This window comes from Natronomonas aquatica (assembly GCF_024449025.1).
Classification (GTDB): Archaea; Halobacteriota; Halobacteria; order Halobacteriales; family Haloarculaceae; genus Natronomonas; species Natronomonas aquatica.
Genome location: NZ_JAHLKM010000024.1, coordinates 1 through 20,060, shown reverse-complemented (window position 1 = coordinate 20,060; position 20,060 = coordinate 1). Strand labels below are relative to the sequence as shown.

The window sequence follows — 20,060 nt, the reverse complement described above, 5'->3', positions numbered from 1 at the left end:
GGCTACTCCGCCCGCCGGGCGATCCGGATCCGGGTATCGTTTCGCTCGGCGAACAGGTCACGGTCCTCCCGACGGACGGTGATGCCGCCCGCCGTCGCCGTTTCGTTATCGCCCGGGATCTCGACGGTGCCGAGCGTCTCGTTGTTCCGGGAGACGACGACGGCAAAGCTGTCCTCGTCGGGTGCGATCGTGGTGTTTCTGCCATCGATGACGGCGTCGGTCTCGGCGGGATCGGCCCGAAAGACGACGGGCCGGTCGGCGGCCGCACGACCGAGTCGGACGTTATACGTTTCGTTGCCGCCGGCGACCTCCCACGTCGTCCGGTTGGCGCGGACGTTCTCGTTCCAAGTGAGGCCGCCGACCCGGACCGTCGCGGCCCCCTCGGCGGCGAGCCGGCGCTCGGAGACCTCCTCCCACCAGATGTTCCGGCGCTCGGAGACGACGATGACGCCGCTGGATTCGAGTCCACCGCCGGTCCCGTTTACTTCGCCGGGGAGCGAAACCGCCGGCACGAACTGGTTTTCGACGTCCTCGGCGTAGAACACGGTGTAATCTTCGATCTCGACGGATTCGGCGTCCCCGAGTCCGGCGTTCGGGTCCTCGACCGCATAGAGGTTCAGCGGGACGGCGACGAACGCGAGCGCCAGCGTCGAGGCGACCACGAGCCCGAAGGCGGCCTCCCGTCCGGTGAGTTCGATGCGGGAAACGAACTCCGACGCCGTCGCCGTCGCGCCGCTGGCGACGAGTGCGGCCAGGAGAAAGACTACCGACATCCCGAGCGCCCGAAACAGCCGGTAGGTCTCCGAGCCCACCGGGAGGTAGATCGCCCACAGCCCCCGATCGACCGCGAAGGCGAGGGCTGCGAGCCAGACGTGTTCGGGTGACGGCCGGACGTCCCGGCGGTACAGGAGTACGAGCCCCCCGATCACGCCAACGAGCAGCCCGACGGCGTGGCTCTGGATCGCGATCCCGGCCCACCACGGCTGTGAGAACGTTTCTCTGGCGGTCCGTCTGAATTCCGGCGTCCGGAGCGCGTAGTACAGCTGCGTTACGATTCCAGACGAGAGCGCGGCGACGATCGTCGCGATCGGATACCGAACGAGAGTAAATCCCACGCAGGCGAAGACGACGCCCGAGAAGCCGATCGCCGGCCCGAGGCTGAAAAGCGACGTCACGATCCCGGCGCCGACGAGCGCGCCGGCCCAGGCCGCGATCCGGGCGGGAGGTCCCAGACGCGACACAGCGGGCGATCCCCTCCCGCCATCGTCGGGGAAATGTCCCCAGGCGTATTCGGCGAGCGACCCGAAGACGAGCGTCGAGAGCAGGTTCCCCGTGACGTGGCCTAGCCCGGAGTGGGCGAACCCGGACGTGAGCATGCCGAGCGGATAGAAGTAGCTGTAGGCCCGGAAGGGTATCTGGATCGGGTCGTAGGGGTTCGAGAGCCCGTCCTGTACGAATAAATAAAAGGTTGCGACGAGCGCGATCACAGTGAGCGTCCCCCACGGCACGCCCAGATAGAGCCGTTTTCGGAGCCGTCGTTTCCAGCGACCATCGGGACGGGCAAGCCAGAGGAGGACGGCGAGCGAGACGGCCACGCCGCCACCGAGAAGGAGATACCAGCCCACAGTCACCGGGTCCATACCCGCTCCGATGTGCCGGGACGACAAATAAGCCGTCGATCGCGGTTATAAACTCAGTTCGCCGTCGATGATTGTCAACGCGTGTTCGGCCAGCGCCGGGACGCCTTTTTCCATCTTCGGGTACATCGGGTCCGCGGAGTTGCCCTCCAGATAGCGGCGGTAGAACATCTCGCCGAGTCCGGCGAGTTTGTACGTCGCAAGCACCCAGTAGAACGTCGGGTTCTCGAACTCGTGGCCAGTCTTCCGTTCGTATCGGTCGACGAGTTCGCGTCGTGTCGGGTATCCCTCCCGGGTGAGGAACGGCTGGGCGAGCGACGGAAGCGGCGGTTCGGGGTCCCCCTCGTCGCGCCAGTAGGAGAGCAGCCACCCCAGATCGGTGAAGGGGTCCCCGAGCGTCGACATCTCCCAATCGAAGATCGCGGCGATCTCCGGGGTCTCACCCGGGCCGAACATGAGGTTATCCAGCTTGTAATCGCCGTGAACGAGGGTGTTCGGACACGCCTCGTCGTCCGGGACGTTGTCGTAGAGCCACTCCATCACCTCATAGAGGTCCTCGACTTCCCGTTCGTCGGCAGTGACCTGAAACGCCCACAGCAGCTGTTCGGACCACCGCCGGACCTGCCGTTCGGTAAAGCCCGGAGGGTAGCCGAAATCGCCCTCCTCAAGCCCGACATCCTCGTAATCGACCTCGTGGATCTCGACGAGCCGATCGATCGCCTCGTAGCCGACCGCCCGTCGTTTCTCGGGCGTCGAAAACCGGTCGGGCTCTTCGTCCCTGAGGACGTTCCCCTCTTGGCGTTCCATAGCGTAGAAGTCGCTTCCGATGACCGAATGGTCGTCACACGAAAGCACCGTCGTCGGGACGCGGACGTCGGTGTCTTGGAGGGCATCGATCACCCGGTACTCCCGAAGGACATCGTGTGCGTTCTCGGCGATGTCGCCGGGCGGCGGCCGCCGGACGACGAGTTCGCGATCACCCCACGTGACGAACAGCGTCTCGTTGGAGTGGCCTTCCTGGTGGTGTCGGACCTCGTAGGTATCGACCGCACCGAGTTCGTCCGTCAGGTACGCCCGCAGTGACTCCTGGTCGACGATCCGCCCGAAGTACTCGGCGTCCGTCTCCGTCATGTGACCTCACCGCCGGACGTTGCTAACACTGTAGACAGGACTGGGGGAGCCGCCGTCAAATATCTGCCGGGAAACCTCGGTACCGTCGCCGACGCCGGAGACGACAATATCCGGAATACGCGGCCGAAAACGGCGGTTCGGCGCACGTTCCCGGCGACGGACGCCACACCGTTTCGCCGGGCTTATTACGATGTGTCGGCTCGGGACGAGTAATGCCAGACGAGGACCGCACCATCCTGCTTATCGGCAGCGGGCCGATCCAGATCGGACAGGCAGCCGAGTTCGATTACTCCGGCGCACAGGCGTGCCGAGCGCTCCGGGAGGAGGGTGCCCGAGTCGTCCTCGTCAACTCCAACCCCGCGACCATCATGACCGACCCCGAGATGGCCGACAAGGTCTACGTCGAGCCGATCACGACGGAGGCGATCGCCGAGGTCATCCGGAAAGAAAAACCCGACGGGGTCATCGCCGGCCTCGGGGGCCAGACGGGGCTGAACGTCACCGCCGAGCTCGCGGAGGAGGGCGTCCTCGAGGAATACGACGTCGATATCATGGGGACGCCGCTGGATACGATCTACGCGACCGAAGATCGGAACCTCTTCCGCGAGCGAATGAAGAAGATCGGTGAGCCGGTCTGTCGCTCCGAGACCATCGGATCGATGGACGAAATCGAGGACGCTGTCGAGGCCGTCGGCGGCCTCCCCGTCATCGCCCGCACGGCCTACACGCTCGGCGGCTCCGGCTCCGGTGTCGTCGACGATATGGACGAGCTACGGGAGATCGCGCGCAAGGGCTTTCAGCTCTCGCGGAACCACGAGGTCCAGATCACCGAATCGATCGCCGGCTGGGTCGAGCTCGAATACGAGGTGATGCGGGACGCCGACGACTCCTGTATCATCATCTGCAATATGGAGAATATCGACCCGATGGGGATCCACACCGGCGAATCCACCGTCGTCACGCCGTCGCAGATCATCCCCGACGAGGCCCACCAGGAGATGCGCGACTCGGCGCTGAAGGTCATACGCGAGTTGGGGATCGAGGGTGGGTGTAACATCCAGCACGCCTGGCGCGACGACGGCACGCCCTCCGGGGAGTACCGGGTCGTCGAGGTCAACCCCCGCGTCTCGCGGTCGTCGGCTCTGGCCTCGAAGGCGACCGGCTATCCGATCGCCCGCGTCACTGCGAAGGTCGCCCTCGGCAAACGCCTCCACGAGATCGAAAACGAGATCACCGGCGAGACGACCGCCGCCTTCGAGCCCGCGATCGACTACGTCGTCACGAAGGTCCCGCGGTGGCCGAAAGACAAGTTCTCCGACGTGGAGTTCGAGCTCGGTCCGGCGATGAAATCGACCGGCGAGGCGATGTCGATCGGCCGGACCTTCGAGGAGTCGCTGCTGAAGGCGCTGCGTTCCTCCGAGTACGACCCCGCCGTCGACTGGACCGAGATCCTCGATGCGGAACTCGAATCGGCGTACCTCGAACGGCCGACGCCGGACCGCCCTTACGCGATCCTGGAGGCCTTCGATCGCGGCTACACCGTCGAAGAAGTCCACGACCTGACAGGGATCTACGAGTGGTATCTCGAACGGTTCGGTCGGATCGCCGAGGCCGCCGAGTCGGCCAGGAACGGCGAGTTCACCCCCGCGGCCGAGGTGGGATTCACCAACCAGGAGATCGCCGCCATCGCCGGGGGCGCGTTCAACGACACCCACGCCTCCTGGATCCCCGCGGCGGTGACCGACGCGGAACGCGATGGGGCGGTCGAGACGGACGGCGGCGGAACGACCGTCGAGAACGTCGAGGCCGACACCTCCAGCCGGACGTTCAAGCAGGTCGACACCTGTGCCGGCGAGTTCCGCGCCTCGACGCCGTACTATTACTCGGCACGGGAACCGCCGACGGGACGGGGCGCCAGCGAGGTGCAGGTCGACCGCGATGTGGAATCGGTCGTCGTGGTCGGCGGTGGCCCGATACGGATCGGACAGGGCGTGGAGTTCGACTACTGTGCGGTCCACGCCGTCCGGGCCCTGGAGGATATGGGCATCGATGCTCACGTCGTCAACAACAACCCAGAGACGGTCTCGACGGACTACGACACCTCCGACGGCCTGTTCTTCGAGCCGATCACCGCCGAGGAGATCGCCGACATCGCCGATGAGACGGGCGCGGACGGCGTGATGGTCCAGTTCGGCGGCCAGACCTCGGTCAACGTCGGCGAACCGCTCGAGGACGAACTCGAGCGGCGCGATCTGGACTGTGAGATCCTCGGCACCTCCGTAGAAGCCATGGATCTGGCCGAGGACCGCGACCGGTTCAACGCGCTGATGGACGAACTGGGTATCAGCCAGCCCGAAGGTGGCGCCGCAACGAGCCAGGCCGAGGCGCTCGATCTCGCCCACGGGATCGGCTACCCGGTTCTGGTCCGTCCTTCCTACGTGCTAGGCGGGCGGGCGATGGACGTCGTCTCCTCCGACGAGGAACTGGAATCGTACATCGAGGAGGCCGCCCGGGTCGCCCCCGACAAGCCGATCCTCGTCGACGACTTCCTCGCGGACGCTGTCGAACTCGACGTCGACGCGGTCTCGGACGGCGAGGACGTTCTGATCGGCGGGATCATGGAGCACGTCGAGGCCGCCGGCGTCCACTCGGGCGATTCGGCGTGTATGATCCCGCCGCGATCGCTGTCGGCGGACGTCCTCGAACGCGTCCGCGAAGTCACTCTCGATATCGCCCGCGAACTCGACACTGTGGGGCTTTTGAACGTCCAGCTGGCCGTCCGCGACGGCGAGGTGTACGTCCTGGAGGCCAACCCCCGTTCCTCGCGGACTGTGCCGTTCGTCTCGAAGGCGACCGGTGTCCCGATCGCGAAACTCGCCGCGAAGGTCATGGCTGGCGCTACCCTCGAAAAACTTCAGGTCCACGAGCAGATCCCCGAACACGTCTCGGTCAAAGAGGTCGTCCTGCCGTTCGACCGGCTGCCGGGATCGGACCCGCGGCTCGGCCCCGAAATGAAATCGACCGGCGAGGTGATGGGGACCGCCCGCTCGTTCGGCAAGGCCTACCTGAAGGCTCAGGCGGCGACGAGCAAGGCCATCCCGACCGATGGGACGGCGATCGTCGACCTCGAAACGCTCGGCGCGATGTCCCAACAGGAGGAAGACATCACCGATATCCGCGAAAACGCTGCCCGCCACTACGACGTCCACGCGAAGGAGGACTTCGAGGACGTCTCCGGCGCCCTGCGCGACGGCGAGATCGACGTGATCTTCTCCCGGGATCGCGATCTCCTCGAAGTCGCCGTCGAGGAGGGGCTCACCTACTTCTCGACCGTGCCGAGCTCGCGGGCCACGCTCGAGGCGCTCGAGACGGTCGAGGAGCCCCTGGACGTGATGGCGCTCTCCGAACGGCCGACCGAACGCCGCAACTGGGGCCAATAGCGCGCTCGTTTATTCCAGAAGCGAGATCATCTCACAGGAGAGGACGGTCTCCCCGTCCTGGTTTTCTACCGACATCGCGTACCGGACCGTCCCGTTCCCGGGACCGTCGGGTTTTTTTCGCGTCTCTTCGACCTCCATCGAGACGCGGATCGTGTCGCCGACGTACGCCGGCCGCCGGAACCGAAGGTTGTCGATGCCGTAGAACGCGACGACGGCCTCGCGCTCCTCAACCGATCGGTGTTGCCAGACGAGCCCGGTCGCCGCGCTCAATACGAACATCCCGTGGACGATCCGGCCGCCGAACATCGAATCGGCCATCCGCTCTTTGTCGGTGTGGATGTGGTTGAAGTCCCCGGAGACGCCTGCAAAGTTCATCACGTCGGCGTCCGTGATCGTCCGCCCCTGTGTGACGTAGGCGTCGCCCTCCTCGATCAGATGGAAGACACCGTCTGCGTCGGCGTCCGCGTCGTCGGTACTGTCGTTCGTGTTCGTAGCCGTTGTCTCGTCGGTCATTCTCGGAACAGTCTGTAGCTCGTGCCACCGGTGGCGACGGTTTTCCGTTCGCCCTCGTGGGCGGTCGTGGCCTCACAGTCGGTGTACCCCATGGTTCCGCCGGCCTCGACGACGGTCGCCTCGACCCGGAGGTCCCCGCGGGCCGCGTTCACGTACCGGACGTCGAGATCCGTCGTCGTCACCTGCGCGGAGACGGGATCGTCGAACGTCGAGCGCAGCGCGAATGCCGAGGCCGTGTCCATCGCCGAGGCAGTCACGCCGCCGTGAACGGCCCCCGAGACGAGGTTCGCGAACTTCTCCTCGAAGGGGATTCCGAAGACGACGCGTCCGGGTTCCAGCGTGACGAACTCGAGGTCCAACCACGAGAAGAGCCCGTGGTCGTCGAGTTCGGTCTCGAACCCGTCCCGAACATCCTCCGGGAGCGATTCCGGGCCGGTCATCACTCGCTCCGGACGGCGGTGGATCGGTTCGCCGTCGACGTCGCCGGTACCGTCGTAACACCGCTCCGGAGCGGTCCGTCCCCGTGGCCACTGACGTCGATCGGCTCGCTTTCACGATCGGCTCGCCAGTCGCGGCCGATACCGTCTGTGATCATACACCCGTTCCCGGCGGCTCCCTCTTAAGCCTACCCCACCGCAGTACCGCTGTTAGCCGGGATTCTCCCGAGGAAGGGAGTTCCGCGCCGCCCGGTGGGACCGAGCCGACGAGAGCCGGCTTCGGTCGGTCCGTTTTCCGCTTCGGAAGATATTTTTCCGCGGACGTAAAATATCCCTCTATGAGCGCGGGAACGGAGGAGCGGATACTCGCCGTCCTCGAGGACGACGCCCAGGCCTCCTACACCGAGATCGCCGAACGAGCGAACGTATCGAAACCGACCGTCCGGAAATATATCGACAAGCTCGAATCGGAGGGCGTCATCGTCGGGTATTCGGCCGACATCGACCCGAAGAAGCTCTCCGGGAAATCGATCGCCCTGGTCGGAATCGACGTCACGAGCGAACGCTACGTCGAGGTCACGCGCGAGTTGAAGGACCTCGACGTCGTCGAGTCGCTGTATACCTCCAGTGGCGACCACATGCTGATGGCCGAGGTGCGTGCGGCCGACGGCGACGAGGTCGGCGAGGCGATCCGCGAGAAAATCCTCTCGATCGAGGGCGTGACGGCCGCTCACCCCTCTTTTCTGCAGGAACGACTGAAGTAGTCCCACGGTGCGGCGTTCCCGCTTTTCGCTCGTCTCGCGCCACAGCGGTTTTGTCCGGCGATCCCGAACCAAAGCGTATGGACCGACAGGAACGTACCGCGTTGGCCCGGTCGATCGCCCGGGCTGACTCCGTGGTCGCGATGACGGGGGCGGGCGTTTCGACGGCGTCCGGGATCCCGGATTTCCGTTCGGAGGACGGGATCTGGACGAAGTACGACCCTGACGATTTCCATATCTCGCGGTTCCGTGCCGATCCCGAGGGGTTTTGGCGCGAACGCGTCGAAATGGTTCGAGAGGTCTTCGGCGGCGACGTCGTGCCTAATGCGGCCCACGAGGCGCTTGCGGACCTCGAAGCGGCCGGTCACCTCGATACGCTCGTTACCCAGAACGTCGACGGGCTCCATCAGGCCGCCGGCAACGAGGACCCGATCGAGATCCACGGCAACGGCCGGCGAGTCGTCTGTACGGAGTGCGATCATCGCTTCGACGTCGGTCCCGTGATGGAACGTGTCGAGGACGGCGAAGCACCGCCGACCTGTACCCGCTGTGGCGGGCTCCTCAAACCGGACGTTGTGCTGTTCGGCGAACGGCTCCCGAGAGATGATCTCGTTCGGGCACGGACGGTCTCGCGGAACGCCGACGTCTTCCTGGCAGTCGGATCGTCTTTGACCGTCGAACCCGCCGCCTCGTTGCCGCGACATGCGGTCGAGTCTGGTGGAACGCTCTGTATCGTCAACCTCGATCCGACAGACCTCTCCGACATCGCAACGTACGATTTCCGCGCCGACGTCGCGGAACTGCTGCCGGGGCTGGTCGAGGACCTCTCCAGGTGATACCCGTCACTGCCGAACTTGCCCCGTCCGGGGGCGAGGAAGCCGGATGACGGGATCGCCCGCGGTCTGGGTCAGCCGTCGACGGCTCCGGTCGGGTCAGCGTCCCCGTAGGTTGTCTCCAGGTACTCGATGATCCGTACCGACTGGCTCATCGAGACACCGTAGGCGTCGTCGACGATGGCCGGAACCTGCCGCTGGCCGGTCACCGCTTTCACCGTATCACGCTCGGAGTGCAGGCCTTCGACCCGGACGCTGTCGAACGGGACGTCCAATTCCTCGAGTCTGGCGAGGACGTCCTCACAGAAGGGACACCCCTCCAGGCGATAGAACGTGATCGTCATACCGGGCGTACGTGGCCGAGACAATAAAGCCGACGCCCGGAACCCCGATCGGGACTACCGACACCGACACGGCCAAGCGTCCGCGACGTCTAATAGCGGTATGAGTACTCCCGTTACGTACTACTGTCCGCACTGTGAGACGGTCGTCGAACTCGAGCGAGAGGGATATCTCGCCGACAAGTCCGTTACGCCGTACCCGCTCGAGGGCTGGGAGTACGTTGCGGCCGATGACGACTACGAGCGGGAACGGATCGACGGCGTCCGGTTTCAGTGCGGTGAAGACGAGACGACACGCGATCCGGACGCCGACGGCTGCGGCCGGGGCTTCTATCTCTCCTTCGTGCGCCACGGGACGACGGACGCCGGGCGGGCGCTCGGAAAACGTTGAGGCTGCGGCCGGTCGCGGCTGGCCGGGAACTGGCGAACAGGTGACCCGCTTTCGTTCGGCGAGCCGTGGGTCACAGCGAGCGGCCGACCCGGCACCTCCTTCATCGGTCCGCTCTGCTCCCGCCTCGGCGACCCGCCGTCGATCGCTCAACGCATAGGAGGGCTGGCCCCGTGTTCGTATATAAATTGTCGGGCGATCCCGTCGGGAGAACGGCGTGCTCGGAGTCGATCTCGGTTACAGCGATAGCGAGGTGAGGGCCCACCCGTTCATTCGGGGGCGAGCGCCCGCATCGTCGAGCGGATCTGATCGATGTCCGCCGCCCGCGGGAACGAAACCGACACCGCAGCCACGCCGTCGATGCCGGTGAACCGTTCGAATCGCTCACGGGCAGTCTCGGGCGTTCCCCAGACCGCGAGCCGTTCGAGGAGGTCGTCCGACAGCGCCGCCATCGCGCCGTCGGTGTCGCCGTCCTGCCAGCGGTCGTAGATCTCGTTTGCAGCCGCCTCGTGTCCCTGTCGTGCGAGGTTGTCGCGGTAGTAGGACCCCATCCCGCCGACATAAAAGGCGACGTGCTGTCTGACGAGCCGTTTCGCCTCTTCGGCGTCCTCAAGCACACAGCAGGTCAGAGACAGCGAGACCCGCTGTTCGGATCGGTCCCGGTCGCCGAGTTCGGTGCCGCGGTCGAAATCTTCCAGCCGATCCCGGAGGCCTTCCCGGGTCAACAAAAGCGCATGCCAGCCGTCGGCGAAACGCCCCGCGAGTTCGACCGCCTTCGGCCCCATCCCGGCTGTATCGACGGCCGGTACCGGGTCAGGGGGATCACACCGGAGCCTGAACCCTTCGAGATCGAATATCTCCCCGTCGTATTCGACCGGTTCGCCCGAGAGGACGCGTTTGACGATCTCGACGGTTTCGCGGGTCCGGCGCAGCGGGTTCCCGAACTCGACGCCGTGCCAGTTCTCGATGACGAGCGGGCCGGAGGGGCCGAGTCCGAGCCGGAACCGGCCCTCCGAGACTTCCTGAAGCGTCGTCGCGGTCTGTCCGATGAGCGCCGGCGACCGGGAGTAAACCGGCATAATCGAGGTGCCGACACCGATCTCGTCGGTCTCCCGTGCGATGCAGGTCAGCGTCGTGACCGCGTCCCGGCCCCACGTCTCGGGGAGCCACGCGGTGTCGTACCCGAGGTCCTCGCCGAGCCGTGCCCCCTCGACGAGCGTCTCGACGCTCGGCTGTGCTGCCACCGGTAGAAAGAGATCCCGTTCAGTCATGTGTTCGGCCGCTGTGTGTCCTCGAGCGGTGGAACACCCTGGGCGGTTATCGTTTCGCCGACGACGTAGGAGGCGGCGTCGCTCGCAAGGAACTGGATGACGTCGGCGATCTCTGCCGGCAGGCCCATCGCCTTGTCGACGTCCTCGCGGTCGACGTCGGCCGGATCGATCCCAAGCTGGGAGGCGACGCCGGGCGTCCCGACGAGCCCGGGCGCGACGCAGTTGACCCGGATCCCGTGATCCGCGTAGGCGGCCGATAGCGACCTCGTGAGGTTGATCACGGCCGCCTTGGCGGCCCCGTAGTGGCTCATCGACCGCGACCCCATCGTTCCCGCGATGGAGGCGACGTTGACGATCGTTCCCCCACCTTCCTGCTGTTGCATATGTCGGCCCGCGATCTGAGCACAGTGGAACGTCCCGTGGAGGTTGATGTCGACGATCGTCTTCCAGCCGTTCTCCGAGAGCTCGTCGAACGCCGCGGTGAACGACGCGCCGGCGTTGTTGATCATCGAGTCGATCCGTCCGAACTCCCCGGCGGTCGCCTCGAGGAGCGCCTCGATGGCCGCCCGATCCCGGACATCACACTCGATCGCGATAGCCTCGCCGGGACGGTCGCTGTCGTTTATTTCCTCGGCGACCGCTTCGATTCGCTCCGGCGATCGGGAGGTGACGACGACGTTTGCGCCGGCAGCGGCGAACCGCTTTGCGGTCGTTTCGCCGATCCCCTGGCTCGAGCCGGTGATCACGGCCGTCCGTCCGTCGACTGAAAACGGACTCATCATGGGTGTTCACACACTGGGTGTGGCGTACGCGTTGTCCGTGTCATCGACCGGATCGTTCTCCGGTATCGTTAATAAAGGTAAGTACGGTGGGATCGAGCCGAACAGTGGTAACGAAACCATCCATAGAGCGAAACGAAAGTTTATACGCGGCGACAGCCGAGGTATCGGCGAATGGACGTACGGAGCAGCCAGGAGCTCGTTCACCGACTGTCGTTCGACGTGAAGTGGCCCCCCGGACACGTCGCCTGTTATTTGATCGAGGGCCCCGAGCCGATCCTCGTCGACGCCGCCGCACCGGGACGGACCGAAGCCTTCCGGGACGCGCTCGCGACGTACGGGTACGGCCCCGGGGATATCGAGCACCTCCTCGTCACCCATCCCCACGTCGATCACATCGGCGAGGTGCCGACCGTCCTCGAGGCCAGCGATCCGACGGTATACGCTCCAGTCGGCGTCAAATCGCGGTTCGACCGCCCGGCGGATACCCTCGAGGCACGTGTCAGACGGAACTGTCGGGAAGCCGGGTTTTCGGGTGAGACCCTCGAGACGGCGGTCGGACGGGCCGTCGAATCGCTCGAGCGGAACCTCGAACTGCTGGCCCCCGGATCGGTCGACGTCTGGATCGAGCCCGGAGAACGCCTCTCGGTCGGGTCGCTGGACGTCGAGGGAGTCCACCTCCCGGGCCATCAGGCCGACCACCTGAGCTACCGGACGGATATCGACGGCGACCGCGTTCTCCTGGCGGGCGATATGGGGATCGAGCCGTTCCGCCCGATCGTGTTACACGAGGGCCTCGACGACGGCTACCGGGACGCCTTCAGCGCCTTTTACGGCGCTCTCGACCGGATGGCGGAACTCGAGGTCGATGTCGTCTATCCCGGCCACGGACCGGTACACGGCGACCTCGATTGGGTCGTCGATCGCGATCGGTCGAGCCTCGATAACCGACTCGATCAGGTCGCCGCCCTCGTCGCCGACGGCCACGAGACTACCCCCGCCGTCGCGGAGGCAGTCGCCGGCGATCACGGGAGCCAGTATCTGCTTCCGGAGGCGATGGGTGCACTCGCACACCTCGAAAAGACCGGGCGGGTCACGGGCGAATCCCGTGCCGGTGTCCGGAGGTACAGCCGATGACAGCGCCGGATCCCCGCCCCCGGACGGTCTTTTGGGATATCGGCGGTGTCATCGTCGAACTCGCGTCGATCCGGACGGGGTACGCCGCGTTCGTCGACGGTCTGGCCGCCGAGTACGGGTTCGATCCGGAGGGCGCCCTCGAGTCGTGGAAGACGACGCTCGGCGATCACTTCCGGGGACGGGAGGGGAACCGATACCGGCTCGCACGCGATGGGTACGCGAAGGCGACCGCGGAGCTATTCGACGGCGACCCGCCGGCCGACTGGGACTCGCGGCTCGAGGCGGCACTCGAAGAAGCGCTCGAACCGAAGCCGGCTGCCGTTGATACGATAGCGACGCTGTCCGCTTCGGGGTTCGGGTTGGCGATCGTCTCGGACGTCGACACCCCCGAGGCCCGATCGATGCTCGATACCCTGGGCGTTTGGGACCACTTCGATCACGTGACTACCTCGGAGGCGATCGGCTACACCAAACCCGACGAGCGGATGTTCCGCGACGCCCTCGGAGCGACCGACGCGGACCCGGAACGGACTGTTATGATCGGCGATCGCTACGATCACGACATCGTCGGTGCGGCCGCACTCGGGATCGAAACGGTCGGCTACGGCCCGGACGCGTGGGGGCCGAAAGCGGATCACGAGATCGACGATCTCCGCGACGTGCTCGGGATCGTCGGCGTCGATGAGTGATACCCTCGGCGATATCGATTTCGGGATATTCCTGCCCCGCGCGATATCCCCATGAAACCATAGCCGACGGCACGAGACTGTGTCGAAAGCGACATCCGGACGGGAGCTATCAGTGTAACGCTCTGGTCACTCACGCACCCGATCGCTGGTCGAGACCCGGATGTCGAGTTTGTCCGTCCCGCGGATCCACTCGATGTACCCCCGGAGACGGTCGGCGTCGCGCAACGCCTCGATAGTGTCGTACTCGGCTCTGAGTTCCGCGTTCGTGAAGACGGCATGGATCTGTTCGTGACACGGCCGACAGAGCGTCACCGTCGGGCTCGTGGCACGCTCTTCCGGTCGCAGGTGGTGCCGCTGGACGACCTGTGGATCGTCGATCTTTCCGTCGGGAACCACGCGCCGACACAGCGCACACGTCGTCGGCATCGTCCCGGATTCGTTACCGCGACCCAAAACGGTTCGGGGGCGGTGCCGACGCCGACCGCCGTGTCGGGACGCTTTTATACGATCCAAAGGCATTTACTGGCAAGGGAAGTCCCACCAACAGATGAAGCAGCATCACGGGCGGAAACGGATCTCGCGGCGCGTCGACGACATCGAACCACAGAAGATCCGTGTGATGTTCGATCTCGCCGCCGAGTACGACGGCGATCTGGTTCATCTCGAACTCGGCGAACCCGATTTCGATACGCCGGGCCACATCGTCGAGGCCGCCCACGAGGCCGCGACGGCGGGCGCGACCCGATACACGCCGAACGCAGGATTACTCGAACTCCGGGAGGCGATCGCCGAACGGCTCTCGGAGCAGACCGGCCAAAACGTCGATCCCGGCTCCGAGGTCGTCGTCACGAACGGCGGCGTGGAAGCGCTCCATCTCGCCATCCACACCGTTGCGGATCCGGGCGAGGAGGTCCTCATCCCGACCCCCGCATGGCCGAACCCGATCTCGCAGGCGAAACTCGCCGGCGCGGTGCCGATCGAGGTGTCGATGCCGCCCGAAGCGGGATTCGAGCCCGATCCCGACACGATCATCGATGCGATCGGCCAGGATACCGCAGCCGTTTCGCTTACCTCCCCCTCGAACCCGACCGGCCGGGTGTTCCCGCCGGAGGCCATCGAGCGTATCGTCGAAGCGGCGGCCGAACACGGCGCCTACGTACTCGCCGACGAGGTCTATCGGAACCTCACCTACGGCGAGACGCCGGCACGGATCAGGAGCGTCACCGACCACGACGAGTGGGTTCTCTCGGTCGATTCGTTCTCGAAGACCTACGCGATGACCGGCTGGCGTGTCGGCTGGCTCTCGGGACCCGCCGACGTGCTCGGAGAAGTCACCAAGATCCACGAAAGCACGACATCCTGTGTCAACGCCCCCGCACAGCACGCCGCCATCGCGGCACTTACCGGATCACGGGAGCCGATCGAGGCGATGAAGGACGCCTTCCGGTCCCGACGAGATTTCGTCGTCGACCGGATCGGTTCGATTCCCCACGTGTCGGTCGCTCCCCCGGAGGGCGGCTTCTATGCGTTCCTCGACGTGAGCGCGCTCGAGGGATCGAGCATGGAGATCGCCAAACGGCTCCTGTACGACTATCAGGTCGTGACAGCGCCGGGTGTGGCGTTCGGCGACGGAGGGGAGGGCCACATACGGCTGAGCTTTGCGAACGATCGCGATCGGATCGCAACCGGGCTCGACCGGCTCGAATCGATGATCAGAACGGAACTGGGACCGGCCTAATGTGCGTGTCTCAGGTTTGACGAGCGTCGGGTCCGAGGATCGAACGGATCCGCATCACCAGCGCTTTTCCGAACCGTTCCCTCGCCATCGACGGACGGAGAACGGGGAAGACTACCCGCTGGACGAGACCGAGACGACGGTCCCCTCGTGGTCGATGTAGTAGCCGGGCGGGTTCCCCGCGGCGTACCGTTCGACGTCGGCCGTCACCTCCTCGAACGCCCCGGCGTCGCTCGGGGACAGCGAGGCGTACTTGACCTCGAAGGTCTCCGTCACCTCCTCGAGTAGGTCGACGAGCGGTTCGATCCTGGCGACGGCGTCGTCGTCGGTCGACAACACCGGCTCGCGGTCGTCGGCCTCGACGGGGGCGCCCCGGAGGTGATAGCGCGATTCGTCGTCGGTATCGTCTGTGTCCGTATCGCTCCCGGCGTCCGTCGACCCGCCATCGCCGCTCTCGTCGGCGCCACGGCTCGAGACGCCCGGACCGAGACAGCCCGCGGCGGCGACAGCGATCCCGGTGAGAAACTCTCGTCTGGCGGCCATTTAGCGTTCGTGAGATTTGGGAACCGACAGGCTTGATCGTTCCGGACGACGACGGCCGGACCCGCAGCGGCCCCGGCGTCACGGACGAAGCGGTGGCGTTCGAAACAGTACATAAAGAAGAGGCGCCGATCTCTCTCGTCCGCCCCTGACACCGCCGTCAGATACCCCGAACGGTTTCGATGGCGCCGATCGATTCGAGCGCCATCCAGAGGAGAAACACGAGATACAACCCGAGGAAGCCGTAGGCCTCGTAGTCGGTCAACTCGAGATCGGTGCGGGCAAAGACAATAAACACCAGCGTGGCGAAAGCGAGAAATCCCATAGTCGGGATCGCGGCAAGGAAGTTGATGGTCGCCGTGCCGGCGAGAAGGACGCCGACCGGGATGGCGACCAACAGATTGAATGTGTTGCTGCCGAGCACGTTCGTGAGGCTGGTGACGCTGTCGCCGCTTTGTGCGGCGCGAACGCTGACGAAGGCATCGGGGAGGCTCGTCCCGGCCGCGATGACGGTCAGCCCCCAGAGGAAACTCGGGGTACCGAACGTTTCCCCCAGCGAGAGCGCGGCGCGAACGAGTCCTTCGACGCCGGCGGCGATCACGAGCAACGCGACGACGAGGGTGATCAACTCCCGCCTGCGGTCGATCTCGAGTTCGGTTTCGGCGACGTGTTCGCTGGCGTCCTGCTGGTGGAGGAAGAGATAGACTCCGTACGTCGCAAGCGGCAGGACGGTCAGTACCGGGGTCAAGATCGCGGCCTGGTTCGTCCCTCCCGGGACGTAGGTCGCCCCGAGCGCGAACACGATGAAAAGCACGAGGACGCTGATGATGTAAAACTGTGCGTCCTTGTGAACGAGGCTACGGGTCGCTTCCAGCTCCTCGCTGAACAGCGCCGAAAGCGCGGGGATGACGAGCAGATTGAAGATGGCGCTGCCGACGATCGCGCCGACGCCGAGCGAGAACTCGTCGTGGACCACGGTGCTGATGACGATAGAGCTGATCTCGGGAAAACTGGATCCGACGGCGACGACGATCGCACCGTGAAACGCGACCGGGAGCCCGTAGTGTTTGCTGAGTCGCTCCGCTGATTGCTCGAAGTATTTGCTTCCCTTCCAGATGACGAGGGTCCCGACGGCCACCAAAGCGAGAGAGCCGACTAGTCCCACCATTAGTCACGTTTCGGCAGGGCGAGTCAAAGGTGTGTCCCACCCGACCGAATACGGGTGTCACCCCCGAGCCCGTGTCTGCTCTAAAATGAGAGGAGGGGAACCCGAGACAGTCCCTCGGTCCCCCCCGTGTCGGTTACCGGAACGCTCCGGGCGGAAGCCGGGTCCACCGGAGTTCCTTCGCCGGCCGGGAAACGACTACCGACGGAACCGCGCCCACCACGGTGAGCGCTTCCGCCGCCAAATAACTAAATGAGTGCTCGTCGTACGTTTCGCCCGTGATACCCTATGAGTATGAGTAACACCGAAAGCGTGCTCGATCACCACCTCGACGCGTTCGCCACCCAGGACCTCGAGGCGGTCATGGTCGACTACGTCGAGGATTCGGTCGTCGTCACGAACATGGGCGTCTTTCGTGGCCTCGAGGAGATCGAGGGGCTCTTCTCGGAGCTGTTCGAGGAGTTCTCTCAGGACGGAACGGATCTCGAGGTGGACGATACCATCGTAGAGGGGGATTTCGCCTACCTCCTGTGGCACGCCGAAACACCGGACAACGTCTATGGGTTCTGTACCGATACGTTCCACATTCCCGACGGGGCGATCGAGTTCCAGACGTTCGCCGGCGACATCCAGCCCAAAGAGTAGCGGCGACGCCGACACCGACGCGGGCGAACGCCGTGGACGCCACCGCTACGTCATCCTCCGTGTTCGGTATCGCGGCCGGAACTGATCGGGCGTCCGGCATCCCCGGACCCGACCCGTTCGGCGAACGCCTCGGCGAGTCTGGCTTCGGCTCGCCGGAGCCGATAGGAGAGCGTCGACCGGGGCCACCCGAGATCTGTCGAGAGTTCCTCCAGTGATATTTCCCGGGGGGATTCGTAATATCCGTGCTCGACTGCGTTTACGAGCGCGACGCGCTGTTCGGCCGGCATATCGATCCCTGAAAAGAGGTTCGCTTGCCAGCCCTGGGCCTGCCCGACGTGGCTGAAGCGAAAGGAAATATCCGCGTGTAACGCCCCCTGGAAGGCGTCATAAAAGAGACCGAACGCCTCGTCGGTCGGACAGGCGATACGCCATCGCTGGGTCAGCCGCGTCCGCTGGACCTCGAAGACGACGTCGTCTCCCAGATGCTTCGTGGCGAGCGTATGAACCGAATCGCCGCCCTGAACCGATTCGAAGTGGGTATACACGTCCCGGTGGGCTCCGGAGTTTTTTATAACGTTCACCCGCGCCCTCACCTCGCACGGCGTCGCGGTTACCGTTTCGGCCGCTCCCGGACGACGTTCGAGGCACGTTTCGGCCGTATCCAGTCCCTCGGTCGGTCCGGATATCCGTTCTATCCGCCAGAGTTCATCGTTCCCAGCGACACCGGCGATACCGTTCGAGGAAAGATCCGGGTACTCATCGAAAACGTCCATCAACGGATTCCGCCCGGGTTCGTACTTTAGTTCGAACACGAACTCCCGCATGTTTGCGTGGCCTATCGGCGGAGTGAGTGAAGTGTTTGTCGCACGCCAAATACAGTTTCAATCCGTCGCCTCCCCTGCACAACAGATAGCGCATGAGTCGTCACTGCCCGATAGATCCGGTCCGCCGCAACGGGGCTGGTCGCAGTACGTTCGGCACCTCCAGTATAGAACCTGAGGAGTTCAACGAGTGGTACGACGACACCGACGGCGGTGGATCGGCGTCGGTATCGACATCAACACCGACACCCGCAGCGGCAGCGAGTAACACCCGGGAGGCGAGCGCCTGATGAGCGAGCTTCCCGATACCAGTTCGCTCAAACGCTGGCTCGTTACGACCAACCACAAGGACGTCGGCATCCTCTATTTACTCACCGCTATCTTCTTTTTGCTCTTCGGCGGCGTCCTCGCGCTGTTGCTCCGCGTCGAGCTGTGGGATCCCGCCGCGACGGTCCTCGGCGGCAACGGTGTCGGCTACAACGAAACCGTCACCGCACACGGCCTCCTCATGGTCTTTTGGTTCCTCTCGCCGTTCGCCTTCGCTTTCGCTAACTACGTCGTCCCGCTCCAGATCGGCGCCGACGATCTGGCGTTCCCACGGCTCAACGCCCTCTCATACTGGATGTACCTCTTTTCTGGCCTGCTCTTTTCAATCTCGTTCTTCCAGGACGGCGGAACGATGACCGCCGGCTGGACGCTGTACGCCCCGCTTAACATCCCCGCCTACACGCCGGCTGTCGGCTCAACGGGGGCGGTGCTCGGGATCGCGATGTTTATCTCCGCCTCGACCGCCTCCACGATCAACTTCCTGACGACGATCCATCACTCCCGCGCCGAAGGCATGGGCCTCATGGACATGCCTATGTTCACCTGGTCCATCCTCGCAACCGTCTGGATGATGCTCTTTGCATTCGCGGCGTATCTCGCGGCGCTTTTCATCCTGGCGGCCGACCGCGTCTTCGGCAGCGTCTACTTCTCGGCGACCGAGGGCGGCGCCCTCCTGTGGGGCCATCTCTTCTGGTTCTTCGGCCACCCCGAAGTCTACATCGTCTTCTTCCCCGCACTCGGCGTCATGCTCGAAATCTTCCAGACCTTCTCCGGCAACCGCCTCGTCGGCCGCAAATGGGTCACCATCGCCATCGTGTTGATCGCACTCCAGTCCTTCCTCGTGTGGATGCACCACATGTTCCTCACCACCATCAACCTCGAAACCAAAACCCTGATGATGGCCACCACCATCGGCATCTCACTCCCCTTCGATCTCCTCGTTTTCGCGCTCATCTACACCCTCGCGAAAGGCCGCATCCGGTTCAAAACGCCCTTCCTCTTCTCTTTCGGCGCACTGCTTCTGTTCATTCTGGGCGGCATCACCGGCGTCTTCCTCGGCGCCATCGTCCTCGATTACCAGTTCCGCGGAACCTACTGGGTCGTCGCCCACTTCCACTACGTCATGTTCGGCGGCGCAACGGCACTCGTCGGAGCGATCTATTATTGGTTCCCGAAGATGTCCGGCAAAATGTACGACGAGTTCCTCGGCAAACTCCACTTCGTCGTCTTCTTTATCGCCTTCAACGTCGTGTACTTCTCGATGTTCACGGCCTGGGAGACCCCACGGCGGGTCTTCGAGTACAACCAAGAGTTCGTCACCTCACACCAGATCGGCACCATCGGCGCTTTCGCCCTCGGATTCTCGTTTTTCATCATGTTCTATAACCTCGGAAAAAGCTACCTCTCGGGCCCCGAAGCGCCCGAAAACCCCTGGGAGTTCGCCCGCACCGCCGAATGGGCGGTCTCCTC

General features: G+C 64.7%; 20 protein-coding genes and 1 pseudogene. 9 read left to right on the top strand and 12 right to left on the bottom strand.

Annotated elements, in window-relative coordinates:
* Positions 1-2: 2 nt before the first annotated feature.
* Together KM295_RS13290 and KM295_RS13285 are read right to left on the bottom strand one after the other, a co-directional pair.
* Positions 3-1,640, bottom strand: a complete 1,638-nt coding sequence (locus KM295_RS13290; protein ID WP_256030443.1) for a rhomboid family intramembrane serine protease — start codon at positions 1,638-1,640, stop codon at positions 3-5.
* A gap of 45 nt (positions 1,641-1,685) precedes the next feature.
* Positions 1,686-2,768, bottom strand: coding sequence for a phosphotransferase family protein (locus KM295_RS13285; RefSeq protein WP_256030442.1), 1,083 nt, complete (start codon positions 2,766-2,768; stop codon positions 1,686-1,688).
* A gap of 212 nt (positions 2,769-2,980) precedes the next feature.
* Between KM295_RS13285 and carB the strand changes: the two genes are divergently transcribed.
* The gene (gene carB / locus KM295_RS13280; protein ID WP_256030441.1) at positions 2,981-6,208 is read left to right on the top strand and encodes a carbamoyl-phosphate synthase large subunit; all 3,228 of its coding nucleotides are present in this window, start codon (positions 2,981-2,983) and stop codon (positions 6,206-6,208) included.
* Between the two features lie 9 nt (positions 6,209-6,217).
* On the opposite strand, the gene KM295_RS13275 is transcribed toward carB, so the two are convergent.
* The 3 genes from KM295_RS13275 to KM295_RS13265 are packed head-to-tail and all read right to left on the bottom strand — an operon-like array spanning position 6,218 to position 7,316.
* Positions 6,218-6,721 carry a MaoC/PaaZ C-terminal domain-containing protein gene (locus tag KM295_RS13275; protein ID WP_256030440.1) on the bottom strand — a complete coding sequence of 168 codons (504 nt, stop codon included), beginning with the start codon at positions 6,719-6,721 and terminating at the stop codon, positions 6,218-6,220.
* Complete coding sequence (locus KM295_RS13270; protein WP_256030439.1) at positions 6,718-7,161, bottom strand: PaaI family thioesterase; 444 nt, start codon at positions 7,159-7,161, stop codon at positions 6,718-6,720. Before KM295_RS13270 ends, KM295_RS13275 begins: the two co-directional genes overlap by 4 nt.
* Entirely contained in the window at positions 7,161-7,316 is a 156-nt protein-coding gene (locus tag KM295_RS13265) for a hypothetical protein (protein ID WP_256030438.1), read from the bottom strand. Before KM295_RS13265 ends, KM295_RS13270 begins: the two co-directional genes overlap by 1 nt.
* A 180-nt stretch (positions 7,317-7,496) precedes the next feature.
* Between KM295_RS13265 and lrpA1 the strand changes: the two genes are divergently transcribed.
* Together lrpA1 and KM295_RS13255 are read left to right on the top strand one after the other, a co-directional pair.
* Entirely contained in the window at positions 7,497-7,922 is a 426-nt protein-coding gene (gene lrpA1, locus KM295_RS13260; protein ID WP_256030437.1) for an HTH-type transcriptional regulator LrpA1, read from the top strand.
* A 77-nt stretch (positions 7,923-7,999) separates the two neighbouring features.
* Positions 8,000-8,755, top strand: a complete 756-nt coding sequence (locus KM295_RS13255) for an SIR2 family NAD-dependent protein deacylase (RefSeq protein WP_256030436.1) — start codon at positions 8,000-8,002, stop codon at positions 8,753-8,755.
* Between the two features lie 71 nt (positions 8,756-8,826).
* Here KM295_RS13255 and KM295_RS13250 read toward each other — a convergent pair whose 3' ends face one another.
* Complete coding sequence (locus KM295_RS13250; protein WP_256030435.1) at positions 8,827-9,096, bottom strand: glutathione S-transferase N-terminal domain-containing protein; 270 nt, start codon at positions 9,094-9,096, stop codon at positions 8,827-8,829.
* 100 nt (positions 9,097-9,196) lie between these two features.
* Here KM295_RS13250 and KM295_RS13245 point away from each other — a divergent pair.
* Positions 9,197-9,445: pseudogene (locus KM295_RS13245) on the top strand (DUF7969 family protein); the annotation flags it as partial.
* Positions 9,446-9,750: 305 nt separating this feature from the next.
* Here the strand turns inward: KM295_RS13245 and KM295_RS13240 are convergent.
* A complete protein-coding gene (locus tag KM295_RS13240) occupies positions 9,751-10,752 on the bottom strand; it encodes a TIGR04024 family LLM class F420-dependent oxidoreductase (RefSeq protein ID WP_256030433.1) in 1,002 nt (333 codons plus the stop codon).
* On the bottom strand, positions 10,749-11,534 hold the full coding sequence (locus KM295_RS13235; RefSeq protein WP_256030432.1) for an SDR family NAD(P)-dependent oxidoreductase: 786 nt from the start codon (positions 11,532-11,534) through the stop codon (positions 10,749-10,751). Before KM295_RS13235 ends, KM295_RS13240 begins: the two co-directional genes overlap by 4 nt.
* A 171-nt stretch (positions 11,535-11,705) precedes the next feature.
* Between KM295_RS13235 and KM295_RS13230 the strand changes: the two genes are divergently transcribed.
* Together KM295_RS13230 and KM295_RS13225 are read left to right on the top strand one after the other, a co-directional pair.
* Complete coding sequence (locus KM295_RS13230) at positions 11,706-12,668, top strand: MBL fold metallo-hydrolase (RefSeq protein WP_256030431.1); 963 nt, start codon at positions 11,706-11,708, stop codon at positions 12,666-12,668.
* A complete protein-coding gene (locus KM295_RS13225; protein WP_256030430.1) occupies positions 12,665-13,357 on the top strand; it encodes an HAD family hydrolase in 693 nt (230 codons plus the stop codon). The genes KM295_RS13230 and KM295_RS13225 overlap by 4 nt, the downstream gene beginning before the upstream one ends.
* Positions 13,358-13,483: 126 nt before the next feature.
* On the opposite strand, the gene KM295_RS13220 is transcribed toward KM295_RS13225, so the two are convergent.
* Entirely contained in the window at positions 13,484-13,783 is a 300-nt protein-coding gene (locus tag KM295_RS13220) for a hypothetical protein (RefSeq protein WP_256030429.1), read from the bottom strand.
* Between the two features lie 121 nt (positions 13,784-13,904).
* On the opposite strand from KM295_RS13220, the gene KM295_RS13215 reads away from it, so the two are divergent.
* Positions 13,905-15,095: a pyridoxal phosphate-dependent aminotransferase gene (locus KM295_RS13215; protein ID WP_256030428.1), complete on the top strand. Its 1,191-nt coding sequence runs from the start codon at positions 13,905-13,907 to the stop codon at positions 15,093-15,095.
* Positions 15,096-15,206: 111 nt separating this feature from the next.
* On the opposite strand, the gene KM295_RS13210 is transcribed toward KM295_RS13215, so the two are convergent.
* Together KM295_RS13210 and KM295_RS13205 are read right to left on the bottom strand one after the other, a co-directional pair.
* Positions 15,207-15,635: a hypothetical protein gene (locus KM295_RS13210; RefSeq protein WP_256030427.1), complete on the bottom strand. Its 429-nt coding sequence runs from the start codon at positions 15,633-15,635 to the stop codon at positions 15,207-15,209.
* Between the two features lie 157 nt (positions 15,636-15,792).
* Positions 15,793-16,800, bottom strand: coding sequence for a sodium:calcium antiporter (locus tag KM295_RS13205; protein ID WP_256030426.1), 1,008 nt, complete (start codon positions 16,798-16,800; stop codon positions 15,793-15,795).
* Between the two features lie 291 nt (positions 16,801-17,091).
* On the opposite strand from KM295_RS13205, the gene KM295_RS13200 reads away from it, so the two are divergent.
* Positions 17,092-17,442 (top strand): nuclear transport factor 2 family protein, encoded by a 351-nt coding sequence (locus KM295_RS13200; protein ID WP_256030425.1) that lies wholly within the window; start codon positions 17,092-17,094, stop codon positions 17,440-17,442.
* A gap of 50 nt (positions 17,443-17,492) precedes the next feature.
* Here KM295_RS13200 and KM295_RS13195 read toward each other — a convergent pair whose 3' ends face one another.
* The gene (locus KM295_RS13195; protein WP_418904803.1) at positions 17,493-18,266 is read right to left on the bottom strand and encodes a helix-turn-helix domain-containing protein; all 774 of its coding nucleotides are present in this window, start codon (positions 18,264-18,266) and stop codon (positions 17,493-17,495) included.
* Positions 18,267-18,552: 286 nt separating this feature from the next.
* Between KM295_RS13195 and KM295_RS13190 the strand changes: the two genes are divergently transcribed.
* Positions 18,553-20,060, top strand: a 1,508-nt coding sequence (locus KM295_RS13190) for a cytochrome c oxidase subunit I (RefSeq protein ID WP_256030423.1), incomplete at its 3' end; no start/stop codon positions are given.

What these genes read in the sequence shown, in the direction of transcription:
- lrpA1 (WP_256030437.1), top strand. Translation starts at nt 7,497, where the DNA reads ATGAGCGCGGGAACGGAGGAGCGGATACTCGCCGTCCTCGAGGACGAC.
- KM295_RS13265 (WP_256030438.1), bottom strand. Translation starts at nt 7,316, where the DNA reads ATGATCACAGACGGTATCGGCCGCGACTGGCGAGCCGATCGTGAAAGC.
- KM295_RS13250 (WP_256030435.1), bottom strand. Translation starts at nt 9,096, where the DNA reads ATGACGATCACGTTCTATCGCCTGGAGGGGTGTCCCTTCTGTGAGGAC.
- KM295_RS13290 (WP_256030443.1), bottom strand. Translation starts at nt 1,640, where the DNA reads ATGGACCCGGTGACTGTGGGCTGGTATCTCCTTCTCGGTGGCGGCGTG.
- KM295_RS13270 (WP_256030439.1), bottom strand. Translation starts at nt 7,161, where the DNA reads ATGACCGGCCCGGAATCGCTCCCGGAGGATGTTCGGGACGGGTTCGAG.
- KM295_RS13275 (WP_256030440.1), bottom strand. Translation starts at nt 6,721, where the DNA reads ATGACCGACGAGACAACGGCTACGAACACGAACGACAGTACCGACGAC.
- KM295_RS13235 (WP_256030432.1), bottom strand. Translation starts at nt 11,534, where the DNA reads ATGATGAGTCCGTTTTCAGTCGACGGACGGACGGCCGTGATCACCGGC.
- KM295_RS13210 (WP_256030427.1), bottom strand. Translation starts at nt 15,635, where the DNA reads ATGGCCGCCAGACGAGAGTTTCTCACCGGGATCGCTGTCGCCGCCGCG.
- KM295_RS13255 (WP_256030436.1), top strand. Translation starts at nt 8,000, where the DNA reads ATGGACCGACAGGAACGTACCGCGTTGGCCCGGTCGATCGCCCGGGCT.
- KM295_RS13200 (WP_256030425.1), top strand. Translation starts at nt 17,092, where the DNA reads ATGAGTAACACCGAAAGCGTGCTCGATCACCACCTCGACGCGTTCGCC.
- KM295_RS13205 (WP_256030426.1), bottom strand. Translation starts at nt 16,800, where the DNA reads ATGGTGGGACTAGTCGGCTCTCTCGCTTTGGTGGCCGTCGGGACCCTC.
- KM295_RS13215 (WP_256030428.1), top strand. Translation starts at nt 13,905, where the DNA reads ATGAAGCAGCATCACGGGCGGAAACGGATCTCGCGGCGCGTCGACGAC.
- carB (WP_256030441.1), top strand. Translation starts at nt 2,981, where the DNA reads ATGCCAGACGAGGACCGCACCATCCTGCTTATCGGCAGCGGGCCGATC.
- KM295_RS13285 (WP_256030442.1), bottom strand. Translation starts at nt 2,768, where the DNA reads ATGACGGAGACGGACGCCGAGTACTTCGGGCGGATCGTCGACCAGGAG.
- KM295_RS13225 (WP_256030430.1), top strand. Translation starts at nt 12,665, where the DNA reads ATGACAGCGCCGGATCCCCGCCCCCGGACGGTCTTTTGGGATATCGGC.
- KM295_RS13220 (WP_256030429.1), bottom strand. Translation starts at nt 13,783, where the DNA reads ATGCCGACGACGTGTGCGCTGTGTCGGCGCGTGGTTCCCGACGGAAAG.
- KM295_RS13230 (WP_256030431.1), top strand. Translation starts at nt 11,706, where the DNA reads ATGGACGTACGGAGCAGCCAGGAGCTCGTTCACCGACTGTCGTTCGAC.
- KM295_RS13195 (WP_418904803.1), bottom strand. Translation starts at nt 18,266, where the DNA reads ATGCGGGAGTTCGTGTTCGAACTAAAGTACGAACCCGGGCGGAATCCG.
- KM295_RS13240 (WP_256030433.1), bottom strand. Translation starts at nt 10,752, where the DNA reads ATGACTGAACGGGATCTCTTTCTACCGGTGGCAGCACAGCCGAGCGTC.